General features: G+C 52.2%; 24 protein-coding genes. 12 read left to right on the forward strand and 12 right to left on the reverse strand.

Annotation, left to right across the window (positions count from 1 at the left end; genetic code table 11):
- The first annotated feature begins 1,187 nt into the window (after positions 1 to 1,187).
- Complete coding sequence (locus ACMHXI_RS21670; RefSeq protein WP_144215765.1) at positions 1,188 to 2,228, forward strand: hypothetical protein; 1,041 nt, start codon at positions 1,188 to 1,190, stop codon at positions 2,226 to 2,228.
- 28 nt (positions 2,229 to 2,256) lie between these two features.
- Positions 2,257 to 4,014, forward strand: coding sequence for a hypothetical protein (locus tag ACMHXI_RS21675; protein WP_413736150.1), 1,758 nt, complete (start codon positions 2,257 to 2,259; stop codon positions 4,012 to 4,014).
- A gap of 238 nt (positions 4,015 to 4,252) precedes the next feature.
- Here ACMHXI_RS21675 and ACMHXI_RS21680 read toward each other — a convergent pair whose 3' ends face one another.
- On the reverse strand, positions 4,253 to 4,468 hold the full coding sequence (locus ACMHXI_RS21680) for a hypothetical protein (protein WP_025889241.1): 216 nt from the start codon (positions 4,466 to 4,468) through the stop codon (positions 4,253 to 4,255).
- A 132-nt stretch (positions 4,469 to 4,600) separates the two neighbouring features.
- Between ACMHXI_RS21680 and ACMHXI_RS21685 the strand changes: the two genes are divergently transcribed.
- The 3 genes from ACMHXI_RS21685 to ACMHXI_RS21695 all read left to right on the forward strand — a co-directional run bounded on the left by ACMHXI_RS21685 (position 4,601) and on the right by ACMHXI_RS21695 (position 6,884).
- Positions 4,601 to 5,875, forward strand: a complete 1,275-nt coding sequence (locus ACMHXI_RS21685; RefSeq protein WP_025889242.1) for a hypothetical protein — start codon at positions 4,601 to 4,603, stop codon at positions 5,873 to 5,875.
- A gap of 136 nt (positions 5,876 to 6,011) precedes the next feature.
- Complete coding sequence (locus tag ACMHXI_RS21690) at positions 6,012 to 6,365, forward strand: hypothetical protein (RefSeq protein WP_025011367.1); 354 nt, start codon at positions 6,012 to 6,014, stop codon at positions 6,363 to 6,365.
- 84 nt (positions 6,366 to 6,449) lie between these two features.
- Positions 6,450 to 6,884 (forward strand): energy transducer TonB, encoded by a 435-nt coding sequence (locus tag ACMHXI_RS21695; protein WP_208160064.1) that lies wholly within the window; start codon positions 6,450 to 6,452, stop codon positions 6,882 to 6,884.
- 236 nt (positions 6,885 to 7,120) lie between these two features.
- On the opposite strand, the gene ACMHXI_RS21700 is transcribed toward ACMHXI_RS21695, so the two are convergent.
- The 7 genes from ACMHXI_RS21700 to lptD all read right to left on the reverse strand — a co-directional run bounded on the left by ACMHXI_RS21700 (position 7,121) and on the right by lptD (position 16,060).
- On the reverse strand, positions 7,121 to 9,142 hold the full coding sequence (locus ACMHXI_RS21700; RefSeq protein WP_093982191.1) for a methyl-accepting chemotaxis protein: 2,022 nt from the start codon (positions 9,140 to 9,142) through the stop codon (positions 7,121 to 7,123).
- Between the two features lie 97 nt (positions 9,143 to 9,239).
- On the reverse strand, positions 9,240 to 10,061 hold the full coding sequence (locus ACMHXI_RS21705; protein ID WP_101059402.1) for a symmetrical bis(5'-nucleosyl)-tetraphosphatase: 822 nt from the start codon (positions 10,059 to 10,061) through the stop codon (positions 9,240 to 9,242).
- Between the two features lie 13 nt (positions 10,062 to 10,074).
- Positions 10,075 to 10,455: a Co2+/Mg2+ efflux protein ApaG gene (apaG, locus tag ACMHXI_RS21710; RefSeq protein WP_101059403.1), complete on the reverse strand. Its 381-nt coding sequence runs from the start codon at positions 10,453 to 10,455 to the stop codon at positions 10,075 to 10,077.
- 59 nt (positions 10,456 to 10,514) lie between these two features.
- Complete coding sequence (gene rsmA, locus ACMHXI_RS21715) at positions 10,515 to 11,321, reverse strand: 16S rRNA (adenine(1518)-N(6)/adenine(1519)-N(6))-dimethyltransferase RsmA (protein WP_025889249.1); 807 nt, start codon at positions 11,319 to 11,321, stop codon at positions 10,515 to 10,517.
- 15 nt (positions 11,322 to 11,336) lie between these two features.
- Entirely contained in the window at positions 11,337 to 12,323 is a 987-nt protein-coding gene (gene pdxA, locus ACMHXI_RS21720) for a 4-hydroxythreonine-4-phosphate dehydrogenase PdxA (RefSeq protein ID WP_025889251.1), read from the reverse strand.
- A 5-nt stretch (positions 12,324 to 12,328) separates the two neighbouring features.
- Positions 12,329 to 13,633, reverse strand: coding sequence for a peptidylprolyl isomerase SurA (gene surA / locus ACMHXI_RS21725; protein WP_028781628.1), 1,305 nt, complete (start codon positions 13,631 to 13,633; stop codon positions 12,329 to 12,331).
- Between the two features lie 114 nt (positions 13,634 to 13,747).
- On the reverse strand, positions 13,748 to 16,060 hold the full coding sequence (gene lptD, locus ACMHXI_RS21730; RefSeq protein WP_025011373.1) for an LPS assembly protein LptD: 2,313 nt from the start codon (positions 16,058 to 16,060) through the stop codon (positions 13,748 to 13,750).
- 159 nt (positions 16,061 to 16,219) lie between these two features.
- On the opposite strand from lptD, the gene ACMHXI_RS21735 reads away from it, so the two are divergent.
- The 5 genes from ACMHXI_RS21735 (at position 16,220) to ACMHXI_RS21755 (ending at position 20,455) form a co-directional block, all read left to right on the forward strand.
- Positions 16,220 to 17,266 (forward strand): aminoglycoside phosphotransferase family protein, encoded by a 1,047-nt coding sequence (locus ACMHXI_RS21735; RefSeq protein ID WP_101059404.1) that lies wholly within the window; start codon positions 16,220 to 16,222, stop codon positions 17,264 to 17,266.
- Entirely contained in the window at positions 17,263 to 17,946 is a 684-nt protein-coding gene (gene murU, locus ACMHXI_RS21740) for an N-acetylmuramate alpha-1-phosphate uridylyltransferase MurU (RefSeq protein ID WP_101059405.1), read from the forward strand. The genes ACMHXI_RS21735 and murU overlap by 4 nt, the downstream gene beginning before the upstream one ends.
- A gap of 86 nt (positions 17,947 to 18,032) precedes the next feature.
- A complete protein-coding gene (gene djlA, locus ACMHXI_RS21745) occupies positions 18,033 to 18,806 on the forward strand; it encodes a co-chaperone DjlA (protein WP_101059406.1) in 774 nt (257 codons plus the stop codon).
- 58 nt (positions 18,807 to 18,864) lie between these two features.
- Positions 18,865 to 19,479, forward strand: a complete 615-nt coding sequence (locus ACMHXI_RS21750) for an outer membrane protein (RefSeq protein ID WP_101059407.1) — start codon at positions 18,865 to 18,867, stop codon at positions 19,477 to 19,479.
- Between the two features lie 22 nt (positions 19,480 to 19,501).
- A complete protein-coding gene (locus ACMHXI_RS21755; RefSeq protein ID WP_101059408.1) occupies positions 19,502 to 20,455 on the forward strand; it encodes a D-2-hydroxyacid dehydrogenase in 954 nt (317 codons plus the stop codon).
- Between the two features lies 1 nt (position 20,456).
- Here the strand turns inward: ACMHXI_RS21755 and cyaB are convergent, their stop codons facing one another.
- Positions 20,457 to 21,014: a class IV adenylate cyclase gene (gene cyaB, locus ACMHXI_RS21760; protein ID WP_093982199.1), complete on the reverse strand. Its 558-nt coding sequence runs from the start codon at positions 21,012 to 21,014 to the stop codon at positions 20,457 to 20,459.
- Positions 21,015 to 21,025: 11 nt separating this feature from the next.
- A complete protein-coding gene (gene purT, locus ACMHXI_RS21765) occupies positions 21,026 to 22,201 on the reverse strand; it encodes a formate-dependent phosphoribosylglycinamide formyltransferase (RefSeq protein ID WP_101059409.1) in 1,176 nt (391 codons plus the stop codon).
- Positions 22,202 to 22,385: 184 nt separating this feature from the next.
- On the opposite strand from purT, the gene ACMHXI_RS21770 reads away from it, so the two are divergent.
- Positions 22,386 to 23,852, forward strand: a complete 1,467-nt coding sequence (locus tag ACMHXI_RS21770; protein WP_062793815.1) for an AAA family ATPase — start codon at positions 22,386 to 22,388, stop codon at positions 23,850 to 23,852.
- Here the strand turns inward: ACMHXI_RS21770 and ACMHXI_RS21775 are convergent.
- Positions 23,843 to 24,370, reverse strand: a complete 528-nt coding sequence (locus ACMHXI_RS21775; protein WP_096140899.1) for a DUF4136 domain-containing protein — start codon at positions 24,368 to 24,370, stop codon at positions 23,843 to 23,845. The genes ACMHXI_RS21770 and ACMHXI_RS21775 overlap by 10 nt on opposite strands.
- Before the next feature lie 148 nt (positions 24,371 to 24,518).
- Between ACMHXI_RS21775 and ACMHXI_RS21780 the strand changes: the two genes are divergently transcribed.
- Positions 24,519 to 24,830: a DUF1289 domain-containing protein gene (locus tag ACMHXI_RS21780; protein ID WP_025011380.1), complete on the forward strand. Its 312-nt coding sequence runs from the start codon at positions 24,519 to 24,521 to the stop codon at positions 24,828 to 24,830.
- On the opposite strand, the gene ACMHXI_RS21785 is transcribed toward ACMHXI_RS21780, so the two are convergent.
- Positions 24,817 to 26,094: an ATP-binding protein gene (locus ACMHXI_RS21785; protein ID WP_025889262.1), complete on the reverse strand. Its 1,278-nt coding sequence runs from the start codon at positions 26,092 to 26,094 to the stop codon at positions 24,817 to 24,819. The two genes, ACMHXI_RS21780 and ACMHXI_RS21785, sit on opposite strands and share 14 nt — an antisense overlap.
- Between the last annotated feature and the right edge of the window lie 3 nt (positions 26,095 to 26,097).

Raw genomic sequence — 26,097 nt, forward strand, 5'->3', positions numbered from 1 at the left:
CGCTGTGCCAGCGGCGTAAAGTCGTGGAGCTTCGCCCCACACCCGACCAAGAAGGGATCAACAGCAATCCCCTCTTGGATCTCCCTTGCCGCCCCCACACGGTGTCGAAAGCCCCTCGGCCTAATGGCGCAAATAACTACCGCTTCAGACGCTCATCCCTGATTCGACTGTCGCTGCTTCGGCATCCATGCCTCAGCCACGTTATTTGCGCCAACGACTTTCGGCGACACCGAGGGGGGAATTAGTGCAATTCTGTTAGCCCTGAGTAGCTTGAACCATTTGAAAGATCTGCAGGCATACACCTCATTTTCAGGCACAGGCGAAACTGTGACCGTCGAAAACAGGGACGTTTTCGTCGAGGCTACATGGACGTATTCACAACAACATCCCTGTTTAACGGCCAGCTCAACATCCCTGGCTCGCGCTCGAAAGCATGTTGCTGCGCAACTCTCGCCGAGTCACAGGATCGCCTGTGCGAAAAGCGCACCGCAGGTGATTAGCTACACCGTGGCCGGAAGCTCGGCCAGTACTAGGTGGGACTATGACTGTCGAAAAAAGGGAAGAATGCAAACACCCAGTCAATTCTGTTGCAAAAACAACCCAAATCAGGGTTTTGTTGCCTTTGTCAAAACTTGACCTTTGGCTAATTGTTTTAACATTCAATGCTGGCTATTGTATAACCAATTCAATACTTTGGATTTAGCACTTTCTTAAGCTTAAGGCCGAAAGCAACAACACTTTTCCGCATTAAGCGGAATTCAGGGACGAACAGAGTTTGGACCCGTGCGGTAGCTATGGCCTTACTTAGCGTTTTTTTGTAGGGCCTGGGTTGTAGGGCCCTTGGTTGTGCGGCTTGAAGCGCCTATGACAAGTACCTCAGAGCTGATTTTTATACAGTATTATTGACGTTCCGGACAAAATGCCGGGAATTTGCAGCTAAGTTTGTGCGTTATTTCTGTAATATTTAGAAAATAGTATCAAATTCATAAAGTTAAAAAATATAGCTGGTAGATAATAGGTTTGGAAACCGCGCATGCGCGTTTAGCTGCAAGGGATATTTGGACTAAATGGTATTATATCCAGCTAATACAAGCAGATAGCGATGCGCGTTTACACTCCTCCGAGGACTAAAACGCGCATGCGCACTATACAGCTGTTAGGCCCCTATAGCTCTGAGAGAATCTTAAATGAATGAGGAGTTACCACCTGAAGTGGTGGAAGCAATAAAGCATTTTCAAGAGCGAGCTGAAAAAGCGATTGCTTTAGAGGATCTGCTTAAAAATACAGAGTTTCCTCAAAAAATAGATTTTAGCGATCTTCCCTCCCTTGAGGCTCGCGCCAAGCTTTATATAAAGATCGCGCAAGCTAGATACGAAGCAGGTGATATTTCTGAGCACGAGCTCGCGTTTCATAGATGCTATGCAATTGAGGTCCAGATACACGAAGCAAGATGGAGTAATGGGCAGTACGAAGACATTCTTGGGCCAATATCAGAGAAAATGCGTGCTGTCGAAAAGTCTTACGGGCTCTCTGATGATGAGTATTGGCCAATATCAGAAGCGCCTGATGAGTATAAGAGCTTGTCTAAAGAGTATGATTTAGTTATGGAGCAGAAGCTTCTGGAGGCATTTAGCGAGTTCGGCGCTGATGATTTAAGAGACCTGTATATCAATGATCCAGAAGAGTTCTATAAGTTGCACGATGCAGGAAGGGTTGCAGTTTTCCAAAAAGACGAGCACGCAAAACTAAAATCAATCGCAATATACTATGAGAATGAGGCCCGCGTCTGTGAGGACGCTGGTTCTTTCTTGGCGGCGGCAGTAATGCTCGGATCAGCCATTGAGTCCAGATTGATTTTGACATGCCTTGAAAATGAAGCTCATATAAGAAAAACACTGACAACTCTAGGGTTAACGAATCGAGTCCTGAAGTCTAAGAATCCTCTGACGTGGACTTTGGATACCCTGATAAAGGTATGTTCTGCTGCTGGCTGGATACCCAATTACGAGACTGGCGATTATACATTTAGCGGACAAGCGATGATGGAGTTCTTGAAAGCATCAAGAAATCAGGTTCATCCTAAGATAAAAGTAAAGAATAAGGGTTTAGTAGTAGGAGAAGAGCAATTTAAAGATATAAAGTTTGCTCACCAACTCCTTTCGTCAACGCTAAATTGGCCTAACAATTCAAGCCAGAAGGACGCCGACAAAGTCGGCGCCTCTGCTTGAGGCGTTATGCCAAAGGAACTGATGACCAATGAATCAAGATTGGATTCTTCAAAAAAAGGAAACACGCCGGACTTTTTCAAAGTCTACTTGGGTGCCTTTGAGAGCATCAATTAACGATGAAAAAGGAAACTGCAAATATATAGGGCACGTTGACGAGTACTTTGGTTGTGGTTCTGTAGCATTTCCTCCAGAGCACAGAGAAATAGCAGAAAAAGCTAGCTGGAATGATATTGGGATTAGTTGTACCCCTCAAGCTTATGCCTATGAAGATGGTTATTATTCTACAATTGAACAGTACCAATGGAATGACAAAGAACCAATCGGAGTCCATCTTATATTTGAGCACCCTCAACCCGTAGTTGGCGGAAGTTTATGGATATTGAATCCTGACTTAGTAGTAGCGCTTCGTCTTATAAAAGAGGGGAATAATTGGGTAAGGCCAGAAGAAAATTTTGTAGTAGTAGCTCGGGAGGTTCTCGATGACAAAGGGGAGCAGCGCCTGATCGAAATAAAAAGAGAGTTTCTTCTCGACTATTTAGCGGCTAGAAATTTATGTCTAAGGCTATCGTACTATCGACAAAGAGTTGAAAACGTACCGACACTTGAAAATAGCGAATATGCTGACCTAGAAGGCCACCAAGAAGAAAGGGATGGCGGCCGTTATGAACTTCGTATTCGCAATGTGAATGATATATTTGGCGGTAGCTGGGCAATGCTTCGTGCTTGGCGTACAGATGTAGACGAAGAGGAAGATGCTCCTGTGATGGGGCCCGAAACAAACGAAAATACTGATTATGAAAAGTCTGAAGGAAACAAATCCGGTTATGATGGTGTACGGGTGGAAGGAGAATTTTGGCGGGATGAATGGATTGAACACCAAGGCATAAGCAAACGCGTTAGAGGAGACGCTGATACAAATCTACCTCAATTCATAGTTGAAACAGATAGTACTCGCATCGCATCATCTGAACTAAACAATGAAGACGTTGGAAGGTGGCTGTGGTTTCGTCCAAGTATTGTAAATGAGCTGTTGGGACTACGAGGCTTCTCACTTGAATGGTATACAGCAGAAACAGGTTCTATTCACTCAACGTCCGGTTATCGAATTCACTTTGGAGTAAACTCAGCGGATTTCATGACAGTATATGCTTATGATATTGCTCGCCTCCCTTCATGGGAACAGCACATATGGGCCGCACATAATGTAGTCCCAGAGGGCAAGGTTTCCAGTGAGTTGTTAGATTCTCAGGTTAAGGCTCAACCCGCATCCACACATGCAGTAGAGGAGTTACTATTCGAAGTAATGAGCATGCTGGAGAATGGATTTAAGCAAGAGTTTAATGTTTCTCTTTTCTCACATGATATAGATCGAAAAGAAGCCTTAAAGAAAATATCCAGATTCGAAAGTAAAGATCAAGCGTCATTATTAAGGCTAGCAAAAGAAATTGTACGCGTTTTCTCTGACCGGCTTAATGTCAAAGAGTTGCGGGCGTTATCAGTACATGCGAATAAGGATAAACTTGGCTCAAACAAACTACTTCAAGACATACTATCCCAGACAGTTGGAGATGATGCTGCTCGTAAAGTTTTTGGTTCAATTGTAGGTGCTTATGATATGCGAGTAGGTGATGCACACCCGACAAGTTCAAAAATCGGAGAAGCCTTAGAGCTTGCCGGAATTGACACTGAAAATTCGTTTTTAAGGCAAGGGCAACAATTGATTTCCAATGTTGGGCGGTCAATTTGGTGGATTGGTAAGATGATGTTTGAAAAGCCTAAAAAATAATGGGCTCGCAAGATGGCATAACAAGGCGCTGCTGTCGGACAAATTTTCCGCTGCGCTCCAAATTTGCCGCAGAGCGCGGCGTTGATATGATTCCCATTGTCAAATAGGTAAAAGTGTCCTTACCGGAGATTTTTGGGTCTCCGGTAAGGACACTCTGACAGTCGGACTTTGGCGAGTAAGTGTCGGCGGTTGACCTTGCACTCTTTTTAATAGAGCCGCGCGAGTTTGGTTATTCGCATTACTTGTGTTCGCCGCAGGGACCAGCCTCATAGATAGCACAGATTTTACTGGTCTTGGCTGTTTGATTTTTAATGAGTTTATCGAATGAACGCAGGTTGGTTGGGATTGTGCCATGGTAATGCACAGTCTCAGCAGACTTATCAGAAACCCAGGCCACGTCAGTGGTCTCCTTGTATACGTCCAACCCGATAAAAAGTGTGTTAGCTTTAGACATGTCGGCCTCCTGTGATTGTTTGCCTATTGGATCAACAAGCAGTGTGGCTCTGGTTTAACTAATACACGAAAAAACACGGAGGCCGACACCTGCACAGGGAATCATTATGTCTAATCGAAATAGGAGGATTAGGTGCGTACAGATCAAGTTTTTGGAATATCGCCCGAAATAAGAGATGCGTCATATGTTGATAGAGGTGAGCTTGACTCGAGATTGCAAAAAGCATTGTTGCGCACGAGACATGTAGCAATTCGTGGACCTTCGAAAAGTGGAAAATCCTGGCTAAGACTGAGGGTCGTCGAAAATCCCATCGTAGTTCAATGTCGTTTGCATAAGTCTTTCATTGATATTTATGTTGACGCGCTCTCCCAGCTCGATATCAAGTTAACTATAAGCGAATCGCGTACAGGATCTGTCAAAGGATCTATCAAGGCATCAGGAGCAGTCGGCGTAAATCTTCTTGGAAAAATCGGTGTCGATCTACAGGGTGAGATTAATGGAACTGGACAAAAGAACGAAAAGTCTATTGGTAAAGACATCGAGGATTTGAGATTTATTGCGGACATAATAAAAGCTTCAGATAGAAGGTTGATCATAGAAGATTTTCATTACATGTCGACCGAAAATAGAAAGGGGTTTGCTTTCGATTTAAAAGCGTTATGGGATTATGGCGTATTTTTAATAATAGTCGGCGTGTGGTCGGAAACAAATCTTTTGTTGCATCTAAACCCAGACCTTTCTGGAAGGGTAGAAGAAATTCCAGTTGATTGGTCGAACTCTGATTTAACAAAAATAATAAATAAAGGTTCAGGAACTCTCAATCTATCTGTTGCTGATCCAGTAAAAAACAAACTAGTAGAGTTGGCATATGGGAATGCAGGAGTATTGCAACAACTAACACTTTTAACATTAGACCAAGCCAACATTGAAGAAAAGCGATTTCTCAATCAAAAATTGGATGATGTAAATTTTGTTGATTCCGCTGCGATGGAATACGCCGAACAATTGAATCCTGTATACCAGCAATTTTCAAAGCTGGTTTCAAAAGGTATTCGTTCTCGGAAAAATGCAACTGGAATTTATGCTCATGCGATGAGTGCAATCATTGCTTCTACAGATAGCGAGTTAATAAATGGATTGCCTGCAAAATCAATTTATGAAAAGGCTCACGCGAAACAAGATAGAATTCAATATGGAAACTTGAAAACAATTTTAGAGAAACTGCCAGAGTTGCAGGTTGATGAAGATGGGCGCGGCTTGGTCGTTACCTACAATACTGCGACCGAAGAAATAAGCGTGGTAGACAGGCAATTATTGCTTTACAGGCGATTTTCCACTGTTAAATGGCCGTGGGAAGATTTGATAGCAGAAGCCGAAAAGGCAGGTGGCCAGCTAGATTCCGATTAACAATCACAAGCAAGGGACCAAACTATGCTCCGCCAATTTGCGGTTCGCTTCACTCATTCTACCGCAAATTGGCTCCACTCTGTTTGGCCCCTGTTGTGGACGTTATGTTTAAAATCCAACGAAGGAACTCTAATTAATGCAGAAATTAATCGCGATTATTGTACTTGTTGGTTTCCTGAGCGGGTGTAACTTTGAAGTACCGGGGGCTGATGAAAAGTTTGGAACACAAAACTTCGTTTCCGCGGTGTCAATAATTGAGCTTCATAAACTTAGAAATGGTGTATACCCCAAAAGCCTTAGAGATTTAGAGTTCTTAGGCGATTGGGATGGAATATGGCTTTCAGCCGTTCGATACGAACAGAATGGTGACGGATACAATCTCTATTTAGAGCGTGGCTGGGTTGGCAAACCTAGCCTAGAGTTTCCTGTCAAATTCAAACAGGGTCTTGGTATTAAAGAAAGTAACGTTACATGGTCTGCAACCAAATAAACATAACAAGCAAAGGTAGCATTGCCCTGAGGGTTGAGCGCACCGCTGTTTTTGCCTTTATGTGAACTCACTAATGAAGGTTTTATGAGCTACAAAAATTTACTTTTCACCATCTGTTTTTTGTCTACTGGAACAATCGCTGCCAGTAACTATGCCTCTGTAGAATTAACCTATTTGGAACCAACAAAAACGGAAAGTACTTGGCTTCGAGACAAGGAATTCATGCCTCGCTATCCCGTTGAGTTAGCAATGAAAGGTGTAGCTGGTTGCGGAGTATTTAAGGTCACAGTCGATGAAAACGGTTCAACCGAGAGCATCACTCTCATAAGCTCTGTGCCTAAAAAGACCATTTCAAAGCCAGCAACTGACGTAATTAAAGACTGGCATTGGAAGCTAGCAGAGGACAAAACGCCAGTAAATGAAGAAAAGTTGTTAAGGTTGGATTTTTGTATGGGTGGTAGTTCAGAAGCAGAGTCACTCTCAAAATGTAAGCAACAGGCAACTATGGTATGTGAATAGCGTTCACAGAATAAATCAGTTCAGCGGGACCATTAAATGCTGGCTCCTGTCACTTCATTCTGTATTTTAGCCTGCCCCTTGCTTGCAGCGTTCATCCTGTTCTTCACGGCATTATCCCCGCTGCAGGCAATGAAACATCCGTCATCGGAAGCCCAATCAATGTTATTTGGCTATTTTGAGCTAGGCCGTCGTCCCCGCGATAAACCTTCCGGGGAAGACGGCCGATGGTTTTAAGATTAGACTTTGAACTCGCCAACCGAAGCCTGCAACTCTTCGGCGAGTTGCGCCACCTGATGGCTGGATTGGGCGGTCTGATCGGCGCCTGAGGCGGTTTCTTCCGATATCAGCGCAATATGTTCCAGTTTTTCTGAAACCTGCTGGCTGACCAGGTTCTGCTCCTGAGCGGCGTTGGCGATTTGGGTTCCGGCATCGAAAGCCTGATGAACAGATTCGCTGATGGCTTCCAGAGCCTGATTGGCTTGCTCTGTCTTGGCGACGCAGGAGTTGGCCTGGGCGCGGCCTTGTTCCATGACAGCGACCGCCTCTTGGGTGCCTGTTTGCAACACCTGGATCATTTGCTGGATCTCCTGGGTCGACTCCTGGGTGCGGGATGCGAGGTTGCGTACCTCATCGGCCACAACGGCAAAGCCGCGTCCCTGTTCGCCGGCCCTGGCGGCCTCAATGGCGGCGTTGAGTGCCAGTAGATTAGTCTGCTCGGCAATGCCGCGAATAACATCCAGAATCGAGCCTATGGCATCACTGTCGGAATGCACCTTGTTGATCACTTGCCCCGCCTTGGCGACTTCTTCGGCCAGCGCTTCTATGGTGCGGCGGTTTTCTTCGGCAATCATCCGCATATGCTGGGCTTCTTCATCGGCCTGTTTAATCTGGTTCAGGGCGTGGTCGGCGCTGTGGGATACCTGCTGGGCACTGGAGCTCAGCTCTGTGGTCGCCGTTGCCACTTGATCCACCTGGCTCTTCTGCTCCTGGATCCCGATAGTAGTTTGTGAGGTGACCGCCGAGGTTTGTTCGGCGGCGGCTGCCAATTGGTTGGATCTATCCAAAATGCCGCGAATAAGACCTCTGAGACTGTCGATAAGGCGGTTGCAGTTGCGGGAAAGCTCGGCAAACTCATCCTGACCAGAGTCATCCAGCTTATGGGTCAAGTCACCGGAAGCTAGGATATTCAATGCCTGATTGATACGGTTGAGTGAGGCGGTCAGTGGTTTCACCACGGCAATACTCACAGCTATGGCAACCACTATCGCCACCAGTACTACCAATAGGGTCTGCATACTGGCCGAGTCGATACTGGCCAAGGTTTTGGCGTTAATCTCGTTGGTCAGGGTTTCGATGGCACCGGAAAGAGCCCCCATTGCCTGATTGACGTTCTTCTTGTCGGTTTCCACTTGATTCAGCGCCACTTGAGTACTGGCCTTGAGCTCAAGTTGGGTCGCTTTTTGGGCCTGAATCGAGTTTTTGCCCTTAAGATGTTGGCTGAGTTTGCCAAGCTCGCTGTTCATTTCGTTGAGTACATCGGCATCGATGACACCGGCGCCATGGCGACTGATGTACTCCAGCTTGGCCTCGGCTTCATTGATGATATAGCTAAGTTCTTTGACTATGATTTCGTACTTGCTGCGCTCTTCGGTGGCGACCAGATCGTAAACAGTACTGATCACATTGGTGACATTGCTGTCCAGAGCGGCGGCGGAAGCGGCAATCTCCCGCTCAGTCGTGTCTTGGCTCTGTTCCAGATCCATCAGATCCAGCAGCAGACTGGCAGCATCATCGGCGGTTGTTTCCAGCTGATCCCGCTGTTTATTGAGGCTTTCCTGTTGCTCCAGGGCGCTGAGGTGGTCGGCCATCATGCGTTCGCTGGTGTTGATAAAGGCCTGATAATTGCGCTCTACCTGGGGCAGGATCTCTTTGAGCCCGGGCTCGTGCTGTACCAGCTTTGACAGACTGGCAAATTGCGCCTTGAAGTTTTGCTTTTGACTGGCAAACTGCTGTTGGATAGGCGGGAGTTTATTGGCCTTGGTGACATGGTAACCCACCAGAACCAACCTTTGCTGTTCGCTGAGGGTTTCGCCCAGCTCGCCGGTTGATTTGAGTGCCGGGATACTCAGTTGCTGTAGAACTTCGGTGGTGTTTTTCAGCTCATTGTTGGTGAACCAGGAAACAGCACCAAGCAGGATCAATAGCAGGGTGACTACGGCAAACCCTGCTATGACTCGGGTCGCTACATTCAACTTCATAGGCTACTCCGGAAAGGTTATGGTTTTTCTCTTGGGAAAAATCTTTTAGTTTTCATGGGCACGTTACCAGATGGTTATCGGCCGACGTCCGCTAAGTTTAACCTTTTTTTAACCTGGGTTGGGTAATTTTTTGATCTGATTCCAGGTGCCAGAGTGTCAGGTATTCTCCCCAGCAACAGCCGGTGTCCAGCGCCTGCAGTCTTTCGCCTTCGACCTTGCCCATCAGCGCGGCCCAATGGCCAAAGACCCGGGTGTAGTCAGCGGTGTTGGATGGGAATAAAAACCAGGGTTTGAGATTGGGGTCTTCACATTTGGCCGGTGGCACCTTGCAGCTGAAATCCAGCGTGCCGTCGAGATAGAGGTAACGCATCCGGGTCAGGGCGTTGATACAGTACCTGAGTCTGGGCAGGCCGCTGAGCTCACCGGACCAATCTTCCGGCTCTTCTGTGTACATCCTGGCGATGAGACTGTCTAAATAGTCGGCTCTTTGCAATGCCTGGCTGACGGCGCCTGCTTCCTGGCGTAAAGTTTGGATGTCCCACTGGGGCGGCACGCCCGCATGGGTCATAATGAGTTTGTGCTCGGGCAGTTCGCGCATCAGGGGCTGGGTTCTAACCCAGTCGATGAGGCTGTCGATATCAGCGGCTTCCAACAGTGGTTGCAGCTTGTCGCTGGGTTTGGCGCGTTTGAGCCCGGCCTTGACCGCCAGCAGATGCAGATCATGGTTACCCAGTACCGACTTGGCCGAACCGCCGAGATCGCGGAAGAATCTCAAGGTCGAGAGAGAATCCGGACCGCGGGCGACCAGATCGCCGACCGCCCAAAGTTCGTCCTTGGAGGGATTGAAATCGACTTTCTCCAGCAGGCGTTGCAACTCGTTGAAACAGCCCTGAATATCGCCGACAAAATAGTGAGCCACTGTTATCTGCCCATCAGTGTACCTGGCCGGGTACGGCCAGGCGGAAAGGAGGGATCTGGGCGTAGAAACTCTCGCCCGCATCGGTTTCCATCAGGTAACGGCCTTCCATAAAGCCCAGCGGCGTTTCCAGCACTGTGCCGCTGCTGTATTGGTAGGCAGTATTGGGCTTGATCCTCGGGGTTTCACCGACGACACCGGCGCCCTGAACCTCGCTCTGTTGGCCATTGCCATCAGTGATCACCCAGTGACGACTCTTGAGGGTCGCCGCCTCATCACTCAGATTGATAATGGTGATGGTGTAACTGAAAAGATACTTGTCTTCATCCGGCGCAGACTGGTGTTCTATGTACTGGGTCTGTACCTCGACTCTGATACGGCTTTTCTGGGGATTCATCTTAAGTTCCTGGCCAAAATCTCTGATGGAAAGGAAGGACGCCGCCCGGCGTCCGGATGTTACGCCTGGCGGTCGCTCAGCAAGTTGGCGATGGCAACATACTGCTCGACACTAATCTGCTCGGGTCTGAGGCCGGGATCGATTCCCAGGGTCTCATAATCGGCATCACCAAGCAGCCCCTTGAGGTTATTTCTCAGGGTCTTGCGGCGCATGTTGAAGGCGGTGCTGGTTACCTTGCCGAGCATGGCAACGTCTTTGGCCGGCCAGGGTTTGGTTTCATAGGGTACCAGACGCACGACGGCGGAATCGACCTTAGGTGGCGGCGTGAAGCTGCCCGGAGGCACTTCCAGTACCGGCACTACCTGGCAATAGTATTGGGCCATGACAGTGAGGCGGCCATAGGCCTTGCTGCCCGGGCTGGCTGAAAGCCGCAACACCACCTCTTTTTGCAACATAAAGTGCATGTTGGTGATCTGCTCGGCATATTCGAACAGATGGAACATCAGTGGTGTGGAGATATTGTATGGCAGGTTACCAAAGACCTTGAGCTTCTTGCCCTCGACCATGAGTTTGTTGAAGTCAAACTGCAGGGCATCGCCCTGATGAATTTCCAGCTTGTCTTTCAGCACAGGATGCTGCTTCAGGCGTTCTACCAGATCTCTGTCCAGCTCGACCACGGTCAGCTTGTCTATGGCACTGGCCACAGGTTCGGTCAGGGCCGCCAGACCCGGGCCGATTTCGACCATGACATGCTCATTATCCGGGGCGATAGCCGCCACAATACGGTTGATCACATTGTCATCGGTCAGGAAGTTTTGTCCGAAACGTTTTCTGGCGGTATGGCCTAAGTGTACTTTATTGCTCATTGATACTCAGTTGGATCAGTTTTTGCCGGCCAGTTCTATGGCCTTGTTGAGTGCACAGACGAAGCTGCCGATATCGGCCTTGCCTGTGCCTGCGAGTTCCAGCGCCGTGCCGTGATCCACCGAAGTGCGGATATAGGGCAGGCCCAGAGTGATGTTTACCGACTTGCCAAAGCCCTGTGACTTGAGCACAGGTAGGCCCTGGTCGTGGTACATGGCCAGCACCACATCGGCGTCTTGCAGATACTTGGGTTGGAACAGGGTATCGGCAGGCAGAGGGCCTATGATACGCATCTGTTCCTGCTCTCTGAGCTCGTTCAGCGCCGGGATGATTACATCCAGCTCTTCCCGTCCCAGATGGCCATCTTCACCGGCATGGGGGTTAAGGCCACAGACATAAATCTTGGGGTTGTCCAGGGCAAACTTATTCACCAGATCCTGGTGCAGTATCCTGATGATCTGATGCAGGCGTTCACGGGTGATCGCTTTGGAAACGTAAGCCAGTGGAATGTGAGTGGTCACCAGGGCTACCTGCAGACCGGGGCAGGCGAGCATCATCACCACATCCTGACAACCGGCCTGATGGGCAAAGAACTCGGTATGGCCGGAGAATGGGATCCCGGCCTGATTGATAATGCCCTTGTGTACCGGACCTGTCACCACGGCATCAAACTCGCCGTTCATATTCTTCTCACCCGCATAACGCAGGGTGTCGACCACATAGGCGCTGTTTTGCTCATTGAGCACGCCGCAGCGAGGCTCACAGGCCATGGGGAAGGGCACTATGGTCAAACTACCGGCTTGCTGTGGCTTGGCCGCTTGGCTTGGCTGGTAAGGCTTGAGCTGGAGACTGAGCCCCAGCATCTTGGCGCGCGCCTGCAACAAGGCAGGATCCGCGCACACAACCAGCTCGGCCGGCCAGTCGCGCTGCGCCAGCTGTACTACCAGATCCGGGCCTATGCCGGCAGGCTCTCCGGGGGTAATGGCAATACGTTTAATGTCCAAGCGACTTAACCTCTGTCAGTTTCTGGGTCGAAGAGTTCAATGTATGCGTCGGCCCGCATTTCGTCCAGCCAGTTCTGTAACTCTTCGTTGAATTTGCGGCGGAAGATCAACTGATGCGCACGGTTGGTATTGAACTGATCTGTGGCATCTGTTTTGCGTCTCTCTTCCAGCTGAGTGATGTGCCAGCCGTGAGTTGAGCGGAACGGCTCACTGATTTCACCCTGCTTCAGGCTGTTGAGTGTCTGGGCGAACTCGGGCACATAAATGCCGGGATCGGCCCAACCCAGCTCACCGCCTTTGGTGGCACTACCGGGATCTTCCGAGTACTGACGCGCCAGATCTTCAAACTTGGCTTCGCCGCTGCGGATCTGTTTGAGGAACTGCTGCAGCATCGCCTTGGCTCTGTCTTCAGACAGGATCGGTGACGGCTTGAGCAGGATATGGCGGGCTCTGACTTCCTCGACTTCTTTGGTCTGCAGGCCGCGGGCGTCCATAATCTTGATGATATGGAAACCGGCACCACTCTTGATAGGGCCTATGATGTCGCCTTTCTTGGCATCTGTGATCACTTCGGCAAACAGGGTAGGCATCTCATTGATGTTCATGTAATCCCAGATACCGCCTTCCAGCGCCTTGGGACCGGCGGAAGAAGCAATGGCGGTTTCACGGAAGTCGGCACCGGATTTCAGGCGCTCCAGCACGGCATTGGCACGCTTGCTGGCTCCTTCCAGTTGCTCTGAAGTGGGGTTGGAAGGCACTTCAATCAGAATGTGGCCAACCTGGTATTCCACGTCTTTCAGGCCCTGTTCCTTGATCAGCTTCACCAGGTTATTGATTTCCTGGGGTGAAACCTGAATTCGGCGCTGTACTTGAATACGCTGGATCTCGCCTATGGTTACTTCTTCACGCAGTTGCTCGCGGTATTGGCTGAAGCTGCTGCCATCGGCTTCAATTTCGGCGCGCATCTGGGCGACAGTCATGTTCTGTTGCTTGGCAATGTTTTCTATGGTTTGGTCCAGCTGCAGATCCCCGATATGCAGGCCGATACGGTCGGCCATCTGCAGTTGCAGACGGGTCAGGATCAAACGCTCAATAACCTGGGTGCGCAGCGCCTGATCCGAAGGCAGACTCTGGCCGGCGGCCTTGGCGTTGGCCTTAACAGTGTCGACCATGTTCTGGACTTCGCTTTCCAGCACTATGCCGTCGTTGATCTGCACTGCAACGCGATCCAGCAGCTGTGGTGCTGCCAGGGCAGCCTGGCTCATGACTAGAGCAAAAAATCCAAAAATCAGTTTCTTACAGGGTTTCATCCACAAAATCCTTGCCACATTTTCGTTTCGTTGGCCGCCGATGGCAGCGGCCTGGGTTGTCCAGATTGGACTCTCTGTCCCGTCCGAGGTTCAGCAATCTACCACAAATCTTGATTAATTCCTCAGATAAAGTGGTTTGCGGTAGTTGAACAGACCTTCATCCAGCATGTCGCTGACCCCCAGTGGGCCTGAGCCGCCGAGGCCTTTGATCACAAAGTTGAGGTAGACACCGGTTTCGAACATCTCACGCTCGTTGAGCACTGCATTCTTGAGGTCGTCCTCGTAGTTGGTCTTGATGCGGTAGTGGTAACTCAGACGCACTGCCCAGCAGCATGACTCGTACTGGAAGCCGGTATAGGTTTCCACCGAACGTTCCTCTTTGAGATCGTAATACCAGTTGCCGACAAAATAGAGGCTGTCGGTAATTGGCCAGGTGGTACGGACACCGGCCTGGGAGATATCCACTCTGTCATTGGTGTTGCTGTTGAGCAGATCCGGCACGTAACGATAGCTGAACTGTAGCAGCTTGTTGGGGCCGGGGCGGTAGTCCAGGGTTGCTTCACTCTTCTTGTTGGAGCTGTAACGGGTGTCGTATTGAATAGCACCGCTGACAAACCAGTCTTTGTAGATTCTGGCATCCAGCTCGGCGGCCAGTACCGAAGTGGACGGCTGCTCGGTGAGTTCATTCTCATAGAGGCTGACTTTACTGTCGTCGAAGTAGATGATCTGGCCCAGGCTGAATTTCAGCTGTTCCAGGTTACGCTCATCAAACAGTCGGGTGGTCAAACCCAGAGTCAATTGGTTGGCATCGGCGATACGGTCCAGGCCCGAGAAGCGGCGGTCGCGGAACAGGCCAAAATAGTCCTGCTGCAGTTCACCTGTGTCGTAGAGACCGATATTGGACTGATCTTCATAGCCAACATACAGGTATTGGAACTGGGGCTCCAGCGTCTGGCGGTAGTTCTGGTTGAAGTATTCGGTATAACGCTCGAAGTTTATCTGACCGTGAACCCTCACCTGAGGTAAGGTACGGCTGACACTGTCATCCAACTCGGGCTGCTGGATATTGTGCTGCCAGTAGTTGGTCTGCATCAGCTTGACCTCACTGGTCAGTGACCCCGCCGGGCCATGGATTGGCAGACGGATACTGGGCTCCATATGTACCCGGCTGGCGGTGGTGTATATATCTTCTTTATGACGGAAGTTGGTTATCTCGGAGGCGAAGCTGAAATCCAGGCCTTCCCACACCCCAGGGGTACGGTAGTTGAAGTTCAGCTGTGGCATCACCTGATAAGGACGCTCTTCCTTGCCCAGTACCTTGATGTCCTGCACTCTGGCGCTGAAGTCCCAGTTGTCGGTGAAGTAGGCGATTTCGCCAACCCGGGATAACTGGTTGTCCGTGGCGCGATTGACATCAGACTTGAGATCGTTGAAGTAGTTATTGTCCGAGACATCGGTATAGTTGGCCAGCACCCGCCAGTTTTCATCCAGGGCATCGCTGTGCTCCCAGTGATACATATAGCGGTTGGGGCTGCCATCGAGCATGTTATCGCTGCCCAGATATTCGAGGTTGAACTGGCCGGTAGGCGTTTGCCGGTCGCCGGGATCGCCCAGCAGATAGCGGAATTCTGTCTTGGTAAACAAGCCCCGCGACGACATATAGTGCGGGGTAAAGGTCAGATCGTACTCAGGCGCTATGTTCCAATAAAACGGGGTGGCGATTTCGATCCCGTTGGTGGTGCTGGAACTGAAGCTGGGGAACAGGAAACCTGTCTTGCGTTTCTCCGAAACCGGCACTGTCATATAGGGAATATAGAATACCGGCACGCCACCTATTCTGAGTTTGGCATCCCAGATCTCCCCCCACTCTTCCTTGCTGTCGATTTTGATCTTCTCGGCTTCCAGCAGCCAGGAGACATTATCCGGTGGGCAAGTGGTGAAGTTGGTGTTGTTCAATACCAGGTTGTTGTTCTGGGTAATTTCCAGTTTCTGGGCGTCACCGTGAACTTGCTGGCCGTGGAGCCAGTACTGAGCGCCTTCCAGGGTGGCGTTGTTGGAACGCATCTGCGCCATCAGCGAGTCGGCGGTCACTGTAAACAGCGGGTCTTGAAACACCAGGTTGCCCTGAGCGGTTAGCTGCTGCTCCTGCTGGTTGACTGTGGCTCTTTCGGCGGAAATTTTGCGCCCGGCCTGAGAAAAGGTCACATTGCCTTCGAAGGTCGCCTCGCGTCCCAATTGCGCCGAAGAGGCGTCAGAATGGATCTGTATTTTTTGATCGGCCAAAGGGCCGCTGCTTTCCCCATCCTGATGATAGGGAACCGGAGGCAAGATAACACATTGAGCGTTGTTGCCGCCCTCCTGAGGAAGGGTTTCAGCCAGCGTCAGGGGAGGTAAAAGGCTCAATGCCAGAAAATATCGGATCTGCATCTTAGGTCAATTATTTAGATTTCTTTGTCTGGACAAGTTTCGGAGGGAAAAGTTGCATCCTGCCTCGGGCAACGCAGCCATAAAAAACTCTGTATTTATTGGCTGTTTCCTGTTTTTTACCTCGGTATAATAAAGCAATTTTTCGTCAAGAGCCATGAGATGACCTTGTCTGATCCCAGATTTCTTTCCATGTCGTGCTGGTTGCAGCAACTTTTCGGTAAGCCCTTGCAAGCCAAGCTGATTTCCGGTGATGCCAGCTTTCGGCGTTATTTTCGTCTCAATGTCGATGGTTGTGATTACATAGTCACGGACTCACCTCCCAACTTATTGGATAACAAGCCCTTTATTGCCTTGGCACGGGCGTATCACCAAGCTGGCATTCGGGTGCCCAAGGTGCTTGAGTTCAATGAGGAAGCGGGCTTTATTCTGCAGCAGGACCTTGGCGATAACTTGTTGTTGCCCGAGTTGACCGAAACCAATGTGAGTGACTGGTATCTCAAGGCGCTGGCGATTTTGCCGGATATTGCGGCGGTGCGGGAAAGTGAACTTGGCCCCTTGCCGGACTATGATGCGGCCTTTGTCGAACGCGAGCTGGCGATTTTCAGCGAGTGGCTGCTGGATAAACACTGGCAAGTCTCCCTGACAGCCGCTGAGCATACTATGTTGGCCGAAAGCTTTGCTATTTTGACTGCCAGCGCGCTTGCGCAACCCCAGGTCGGCATGCACAGGGACTTTCACAGCCGTAATCTGATGCTTAAAGAGGGTAAGCTTTGGGTAATAGATTTTCAGGATGCCGTGTTGGGACCTGTGACCTATGATGCAGTCTCGCTGCTGAGAGATTGCTATATACGTTGGCCGGATGCGATAGTCGAGCCGCTGCTCAAAGCCTTCTTTGAACAGTGTCGCGAGCTGGGGTTGGTTGGCAAAGGTGTTGATTATGCCACCTTCAGTCGCTGGTTCGATCTCATGGGAGTGCAGCGACACCTGAAGGCGGCGGGTATCTTTGCCCGTTTGCACCACAGAGACGGCAAGTCAGGTTATCTCAAGGATATACCGCTTACACTCGGCTATGTGGCCGATATCTGCGAGCGTTATCCTCAGTTGCAGGCGCTTTCCTCCTGGGTCAGGCAGAGGTTATTACCACTGACTCAACAAGAGTCACAATCACAGTCCCGACCACAAGCAGAGGCACAGGAGCACAAATGAAGGCGATGATTCTGGCAGCCGGCAGAGGGGAGCGTCTGCGCCCCTTGACCGACAAGCTGCCTAAACCTCTGGTGACAGTGGCCGGTAAGCCCTTGATTGAGTATCACATTGAACGTTTGGCCGCCATGGGCGTGACTGAGTTGGTGATCAACTGCGCCTGGCAGGCAGACAAACTGATTGAACGCCTGGGAGACGGCAGCCGTTTTGGCGTGACGATTCATTACAGCCGTGAGATTGAGGCGCTGGAAACCGGCGGCGGGATCAAAAAAGCCCTGCCGCTACTTGGCAACGCGCCTTTTTTGGTGATTAACGGCGATGTGTTTATCGATGCCATGCCTGAGCTGCCCTATTTGGCTGCAGATACTCTGGCGCACCTGTTTCTGGTGGATAACCCGGCGCAGCATCCCGAGGGAGACTTCGCCTTGCTGCCGCAAACATTCGGCTATTCGCGGGTCAGTGACAGGGGCGCGCCCAGATACACTTTCTCCGGGGTGGGAATATATCGCCCCGAGTTATTCGATGGGGTAGCCCAAACACATTTTGCCTTGGCGCCGCTGCTGCGGCAAAAGATGGCGCAGGGGCTTATCAGTGGCAGTCATTTCACGGGTTACTGGTGTGATGTCGGCACACTGGACAGGTTGCAACAGCTGGAGCTTAGGCAGGCGAAAGGGACTGTTTAACCACGAGCCCGCAAGCGGACGCAAGACAAGACAGTTCAAGATTGAGTATTGGCCCGGCCAAGCACGGGCGCACTATGGGATAACAGATGCGTATTTGGGGTAAATTTTTCGGCGGTGTCATTGGCTTTATGTTCGGGCGTTTCTTCGGCGCCTTGCTGGGGATCTGGCTTGGGCATCTATATGACAAGCGGATGGCGGCCTCTCAGGGGCTTCCGGGGGGCAGTCGGCAGGCACAGTTTTTCAACACCACTTTTGCCGTTATGGGGCATATCGCCAAGGCCTCGGGGCGGGTGACCGAAAACGATATCCGCATGGCCACCAGTCTGATGGATATGCTGCGCCTCAGCGGCAAGGCACGTAAAGACGCCCAGCAGGCGTTTCGCGAGGGCAAGGAGCCGGACTTTGAACTGGAAGCCAGCCTGCGCCGCTTTCGACGCATCACCTTTGGTCGCCGGGAAGTGCAGCAGATGTTTCTGGAAATTCAAATCCAGACTGCCCTGTCTGACGGTGAACTGCAGGACAAGGAATATGCAATACTGCAGGTGATTGCCAGAGAGCTGGGATTCAGCAGTTTTCAGCTCGATGAACTGCTCAAGCGTTGGCAAGCGGAGCTGCGTTTTCAACAAGCTCCCGGCGATCACAGACCATCGGTTGCCGATGCCTATGAAGTCTTGGGGCTGTCAGAATCCGCCAGCGATCAGGACATCAAACGCGCCTATCGCAAATTGATGAATGAACACCATCCGGATAAGTTGGTAGCCAAGGGCTTACCGGAAGAGATGATGGAGTTGGCCAAGCGTAAGGCTCAGGATATTCAGGCGGCTTACGACAGGGTCAAGAGCAGTAGAGGAATGCGCTGAGCCTCGCCCTTGGGTGTTGGCTCATGCTGTTAAAGAGGGTTCACCCAAGGAGAGCGCCATGAAACTTGCTTATTCAATCCCCTTGCTTTTGGCCCTGAGCGGCCAGGCTACGGCCGAAGTGTTTGTTGCGCCGTTTGGCGGCTACAGCTTTGGCGGCAATGATCTGGACTATAGGTCCAGCGAAAGCACGGTTAATAACAACAGTAGTGCGGATATTACCGAGGCCGGTCATTTTGGCTTTATGTTGGGGCTGACGACGTCAGAGCCGGGTGACATGTATCTGCTTTACTCCCATCAGGGCACAGAGCTCAGTGGCAGCGGTTTCCCGGGCACTGACAAGCTGATGGACCTCAGCGTCGATTATCTGCATCTGGGGGGCACCCTCTATTTCCCCAAAGACAAGCTGCGGCCCTATGTCACCGCCAGTGCCGGTTTGACGCAATTGCGTCCCGAGCATGGCAGCAACGAAACCCGTTTTTCCATGGGGCTAGGGCTGGGGTTGGATTATCAACTGCTGGAGCAGCTATCCCTGTTTGCCGATGTGCGCGGCTATGCGACCCTGATAAACAGCGACAGCAGCCTGTTTTGCGATGCCAATCAGTGCTTATGGCATATCAAGGGCGATACCCTGTGGCAGGGGCAGGCCAATCTGGGGTTAAGATACCGTTTCTGAGTGGGGTAACAAAGAGGTGAGTATGAGCTTAAAAATAGTGGTTCTGGATGGCTTTTGTCTCAATCCTGGTGATCTCGATTGGTCGCCACTCAAGGCACTTGGGGAGCTTAGCGTCTATGACAGAACCCCGGCGGAGCTTGTGCTGCAGCGCGCCCAAGGCGCCGATGTTTTGCTCACCAACAAGACAGTGCTCGGGGCGCAGCAACTGGCGGCGCTGCCTGGGCTCAAGTACGTAGGCATTCTTGCCACGGGCACCAATGTGGTTGACTTACAGGCCGCCGGCGACCTTGGCATCACAGTCACCAATGTGCCTGGCTATGGTCCGGATGCGGTGGCGCAGATGGTCTTTGCCCATCTCTTGTATCACACCCAACAAGTGGCGCAGCACCACCAGGCGGTGGTGGCGGGGGCCTGGAGCCAGTGCGCCGACTTCTGTTTTATTCTGTCACCGCTGATGTCACTCTCGGGCAAGGTGATGGGAATTGTCGGTTATGGTGATATAGGCTCGCGAGTGGCGAATATAGCCAGGTCACTGGGGATGCGGGTGCTGCTGCATACCCGAACTGAGCGCCATGACCTGGCCGAAGGCATCAGCTGGGCGCCACTGGAGCAGCTGTATCGTGAAGCCGATGTGATCTCGCTGCACTGCCCGCTGACAGCGGCGACCGAGAAGATGATCAATCAAGACTCGCTGCAGCTGTTAAAGCCAGGAGTGATTTTGATTAATACCGCCCGTGGCGGGCTGGTGGATGAAACTGCGCTTGCCACAGCACTCAATCAGGGCAAGTTGCGGGCCGGAGTGGACGTGCTCTCCAGTGAACCCCCTATGCCGGATAACCCCTTACTCAATGCCAAAGGAGTCAGCATAAGTCCGCACAATGCTTGGGCGACAATAGAAGCCAGGCAGAAGCTGTTGGATATTGCCGTGGACAATCTGCGCGCCTTTATTGGCGGGGACTCAGTTAACCAGGTTTAACTCAATAAGGTTTAGTGCGGCACAGTTGCCGATAGGAGCGGGACTCCAACATGGCTTGGGTCAGCCCGAACCGGGCCGCCAGTTGCCAAAGCTCGCTGCGAAGCTGCTCCAGCTTATCGCTATCGTCGGTCATGATTGCCAGCTCGGCAAAATCGCCGAGTCCCGCCAGGCTGTCCAGCGTCATATGCCACTTGCCGATAAAGTAGATGCTGCGGCGTTTTTGCAGCCGCTGCACCGGCACATAGCCCATAGCGCTGAGCATGCTGCGGGCCCTGGCGGCATCCGAGATATTGACCGCTTCACAGCAATCTGCTCCCGGGCCCTTGAGGATCCACAGCAGATTGTTGGATGGCTGCATCTCCCGGATGCACAGTGACTTGTCCGCCGCGGCCAGTTGACCATCCGGGGTATCGAAGTAGCAGTCGTCCTCCTGATTATCGGCAAACATGCACTCATGCTCCATGGCATTGAGGTGCTCAAGCAGTTGTTGTTTGCTGCAAGATTCATTCAGACGGAACTTGAGTTCCACTTCATACTTACCCTGAAAATGCTGGCTCATGGCGGTCTCTTTTAAAAAATCACTTCTACTTTGGCGGCGCTGCGCAGCGCCTTGTCTATGGCGCTTTGAATATCCAGATCCCTTGCCAGGGCAACTCCCAGACGGCGGCGACCATGGATCTCCGGTTTGCCGAACAGTCGCAGCTGGGTGTCGGCTTCGCTCAGCGCTGCTGCAAGGCCTGTGTAGCGCAGGTTGTCTGAGTCGCCTTCTTTGAGCACCACAGCCGAAGCGCTGGGGCCGTGTTGGCGGATATTGGCGATCGGCAATCCGAGAATGGCACGCACGTGCAGGGCAAACTCGGACAGATCCTGGCTTATCAGGGTTACCATGCCTGTGTCGTGGGGCCGGGGCGAGACTTCAGAGAAGTAGACTTCATCGCCCTTGATAAAGAGTTCTACCCCAAACAAACCATGGCCGCCGAGCGCCTCAACCACTTTGGCGCCTATCTGTTGTGCCTTTTCCAGGGCCACTTGGCTCATGGCCTGTGGCTGCCAGGATTCGCGGTAGTCACCGTCTTCCTGTCTGTGGCCTATAGGCGCACAGAAATGAATGCCGTTGACTGCACTTATGGTGAGCAGGGTGATTTCGTAGTCGAAAGGCACAAAGCCTTCGACAATCACCCGGCCTTGACCGGCGCGGCCACCTTGCTGGGCATACTCCCAGGCCGCAGCTATCTGGGCTTGCTCGCGGATCACGCTCTGGCCCTTGCCCGATGAGCTCATCACAGGCTTGACCACACAGGGCAAACCTATTTGGGCCACCGCCTGATTGAATCCTGTCTCTGTGTCACAAAAGACGTAGGGCGAGGTGGGGATCCCCAGCGTCTCTGCTGCCAGACGGCGAATGCCTTCTCTGTCCATGGTCAACTGGGTGGCTCTGGCGGTGGGCACCACCTTCAGACCTTCGGCCTCCATCTTTGCCAGCGTTGCTGTGGCTATGGCTTCGATTTCCGGAATGACCAGATGGGGTTTTTCCAGCTCGATGACCGCGCGCAGCGCCTCGGGATCGAGCATGTTCACCACATGAAAACGATGGCTGACCTGCATGGCAGGGGCATTGGGGTAGCGGTCGACGCCGATGACTTCGACGCCCAGGCGCTGCAGTTCAATCGCAACTTCTTTGCCCAGTTCGCCGCAGCCGAGCAGCATGGCGCGCACGGCGCCTTGGCTAAGGGGAGTGCCTAACATAGTGTGGGTACCTTTGGTTATTGTAGCTGCCTGTGGCAGCGGATTTTTTTGCCAGTTTACCCTTTGGCAATCGGCTTGGGCGGAAGGCTTGATAAATTGTGCGCTGGATCACTGCTTGCGCTGCTGTGGCGGATGTTGAAACTTTGTTATTCTTAAGTCCGCTATTATCGTGCGGGAAGCCAGAATGCAGGATGTCAAAGACTTAACCGGGGTGCTCAGGGGCGGTACGCCCTTGGTGATAATTGAAACGTATGAGGAGCCCAGGGTACTGGAGCTGCTCAAACGAGTGGCCGGTGTGCTGATGCGGCCCCTGTATGGCTGGAGTGTTACCCAGGGGCTCAAGCGGCTGGACAGGGAAGTCGGGGTGCAGAAATTCAATGCCGAACCGACCGATATTCTGGCGCACATCAAGGCCAGCCAGCAACAGGGGATCTATGTGCTCTGTGACTTTCACCCCTATGTGGTCGATGCGCCGCGTAACGTGAGAATGATCAAGGAGATTGCCCTTGAGCACGAAACCTTGCAGCACACCCTGGTGATGGTCAGCCACGCCTTTGATGTGCCCCCTGAACTGAGCCGATACTGCGCTCATTTCTCCCTCTCCATGCCAGGGCAGGCCCAGTTGGAAAACCTCATTATAGAGGAAGCGCGCCTGGCCCGAGCCAAAGGGGTATTGAATCGTCTCGATGAAGCCGTGATCCCACTGCTTGCCGGTAATCTTCGTGGTCTGAGCCATGCCGATGCACGACGTCTTGCCCGTAAGGCCATCTGGGATGATGGTGCCTTGTGTCACTCGGATATTCCCGTGGTCAACAAGGCCAAGTTTGAGCTTTTGGATATGGAAGGTGTGCTGCAATTTGAATACGACACTTGTGACTTTGCCGATGTTGCCGGGCTTTCCAGACTCAAGGAGTGGCTGAACCACAGGCGTCTTGGCAGCGATGCGCAATCGTTCGATACGCCCAAGGGCGTGATGCTGCTCGGGGTGCAGGGTAGCGGCAAGAGCCTGGCGGCCAAGGCGGTGGCCGGGATCTGGCAGCGGCCTTTACTGCGCCTGGATATGGCCGGACTCTACAATAAGTACATAGGCGAGACGGAGCGCAACCTCAAGAAAGCGCTGGAGATGGCGGAATTGATGGCGCCCTGTGTACTCTGGATAGATGAAATTGAAAAGGGGCTGGGCAGCAGTAACAGCGATGAAGGCACCTCGAAGCGGATCCTCGGCACCCTGCTGACCTGGATGGCAGAGCGCAAGTCCGAGGTCTTTATGGTGGCTACTGCCAACGATATCAGCGCGTTGCCCCCCGAGCTGCTGCGTAAGGGACGCCTGGATGAGATCTTTTTTGTCGACCTGCCGGACAGCTCCACCCGGGAGGAGATCTTCCGCATCCACTGCCGCAAGCGCAATATCGATCCGGCCGCGCTGGAATTGGCGAGTCTGGCAAGCGCCAGTGAAGGTTTCTCCGGCGCCGAGATAGAGCAGGCGGTTATTTCTGCCCGTTATGCCGCGAGGGCCGCGGGGCAGGAGGCCAATCAGGCCTGGCTGCTCGATGCCCTGAGTCGGACCCGCCCCTTATCTGTGGTGATGGCCGAAAAGCTCAACGCCCTGCGTCAATGGGCTAACGGTCGCACTGTGATGGCTCACGGTTGAGGCGGAAACTGGCTCAGGATCCGCATCACGGTTTCCCGGGTTGCCTGAGCCTTACCTTCGCCGCCATCGCTGAAGCTGAACTGATCGCTGCCGCGCCAGATGAGGCGGTTGCTGGAGGCCTCTATGATATCGATTTGTATGGTCTGGAGTTTGGCATCGGCTCCCAGAGGCACACCCACACTGGTGCCCACGCCTATGCCACCGCCAGATCCCCAGGTGCCGCTGCCAAGGCCGATGGAGAGGCCCTTGTCTTTCGGCTTATCTGTAGTGCGAAAGGCAAAGGAAACCTTGAAGTCCGCTGACTCTGTGACTTCGATAAATTGTTTGCTTTTCAGCGTGTCGACAATCGCCTGATTGATCCGCTCGGCGCTCAGGGGGTCATCACTGCTGGAAATCGGCAGGGGGGTGAACTTTTGTAGCTTGGCGAAGCTGTATCCTGGGTCGTAGTCTTGTTTCGGCTGCTGGGCGCAGGCCGTCAGCAGCAGGGGTAACAGCAGCAAGAGTGTCCTGAATTTCATCGCTTGTCCTCCGTGAAGGGATATACCTTACCCTGTGACTTTGTGCCAAAGCAGCCGTCGTTGCAAGAAGTGGATAAAAAATCGCCTTTTTAAGAATGAGATGATATACCTAAGGTTCAGCCGTCAGAGAGCCTGCATTTACACCCCTATGGAACAACTGGTCTTTTTTGATATCCCCAGCCCCTGTATCGGTGTCTGCCAGACAGATGCCAAGGGCTATTGCAAAGGTTGTTTTCGGAACCGCGAAGAGAGGTTCGATTGGCTCAACTTTTCCGATGCCCGTAAGTTGGATGTTATTCGCCTGTGCAAGGCGCGCAAAAGGCGCTGGCAGCTGGCGCAGATAAAGGCGCGCAGGGAACAGCTCAAGGAGGAAGAGCTGCAGTTGAATCACAGCCTGGACTTTGATGCCAAAGGTGACGAAGACGAGCCTCTGGACTTCAGCGATTTCAGTCTCGATTGAATTCCCGCTTGGGCAGGCTGATGCAAAAACGAGTTTCCCCGGGGCGGCTGAACAGCAGGATTTCGCCGTGATGGCGTTCGACTATGCGCTTGATAATCGCCAGCCCCAACCCAAAGCCTTTATTGCTGTTGCGTGAGGTATCGCTGCGGACAAAGGGCTCGAAAATCTTGTGCTGTTCCTCTTCGGGGATCCCTTCACCATCGTCTTTAACCTCGATAGTTACCCTGTCTTTTTCTTCATTCAGTGTCACCAGAATTTGACTTTCGGCAAAGCGCTGGGCATTGGTGAGCAGGTTTTGCAGCGCTCTTTCAATCAAGGCCGGTTCACAGGTGAAGGGCAGTTTGGCGACTGAGCTATCCAGGGTTATCGGAATCGGGCTCAGGCTCTGCAGTCTGTCTATCACTTGGCGGCAGAGGGCGGTGAGATCGCAGCTCTCCTGTCTCAGCCCTGTTTGGGCCGACTCCAGGCTGGCGTAGGTGAGCATCTCCTGCAGCAAGGATTCCATCTCTTTGACATCTTCTGTCATGCCGGCAATAAAGTCGGCTCTGGCCGCTTCATCGGCGCCTTCACGGCAATAGTTGGGGATCAGCGCCAGGGCAAACTTGAGCCTGGCCAGCGGCGTGCGGATCTCGTGGGAGACAGCATTGGCCAGGTGGCGCTGGTTGTCGATAAGAGCACCGATATGCCTCGCCATCTCGTTAAAGGTGTGCGCCAGGGGTTTTACCTGAGAGCGGGGTGACAGCTTGATACGGGTATCCCATTTGGCCTGACCAAGTGCCTGGGTGGCTTGTTTCAGCACCTTGAGATCCCGTGACAGCGGCCAGACCCAAACCAGGGCAACCCCGGCCAGAGATAGATAGAAGAACAAAGTGAACAGGCCGCGCAGACTGGCTCTGGGGTCTGTATCTATTGGGCCAGTCATCAGCACCTGTTGATCCAGACGGATAAACTGCATCTGCTTGCCAGAGTTGGTCAGGGTGGTGAAGACTTCACCGGGAGCCAACTCGCCATCGTCTGCCAGGGTGATCTTGTCGGCACTGAACAGACGCAGCGGGTAAGTGGCATTGACATTGGCGGCGGCAATCGCCTGTTGCCGCTGCTCTGGGGGCATGGGTTTCAGCATGGCCGCCATTGCCATCAAAGGCGCATCGGCCAACAGTTCCGCCTCGTCATCGTGTTGCTGCCAGAGGGCGTCGAGGGTCCATCCCAGCCCGAGAAAACTCAGGCTGATCAGCAGGTACAAACTGATGAAGAGGCGTTTCACTCG

The sequence above is a fragment of the Shewanella sp. BJSY2023SW005 genome (assembly GCF_047314585.1).
Taxonomy (GTDB): Bacteria; Pseudomonadota; Gammaproteobacteria; order Enterobacterales; family Shewanellaceae; genus Shewanella; species Shewanella algae.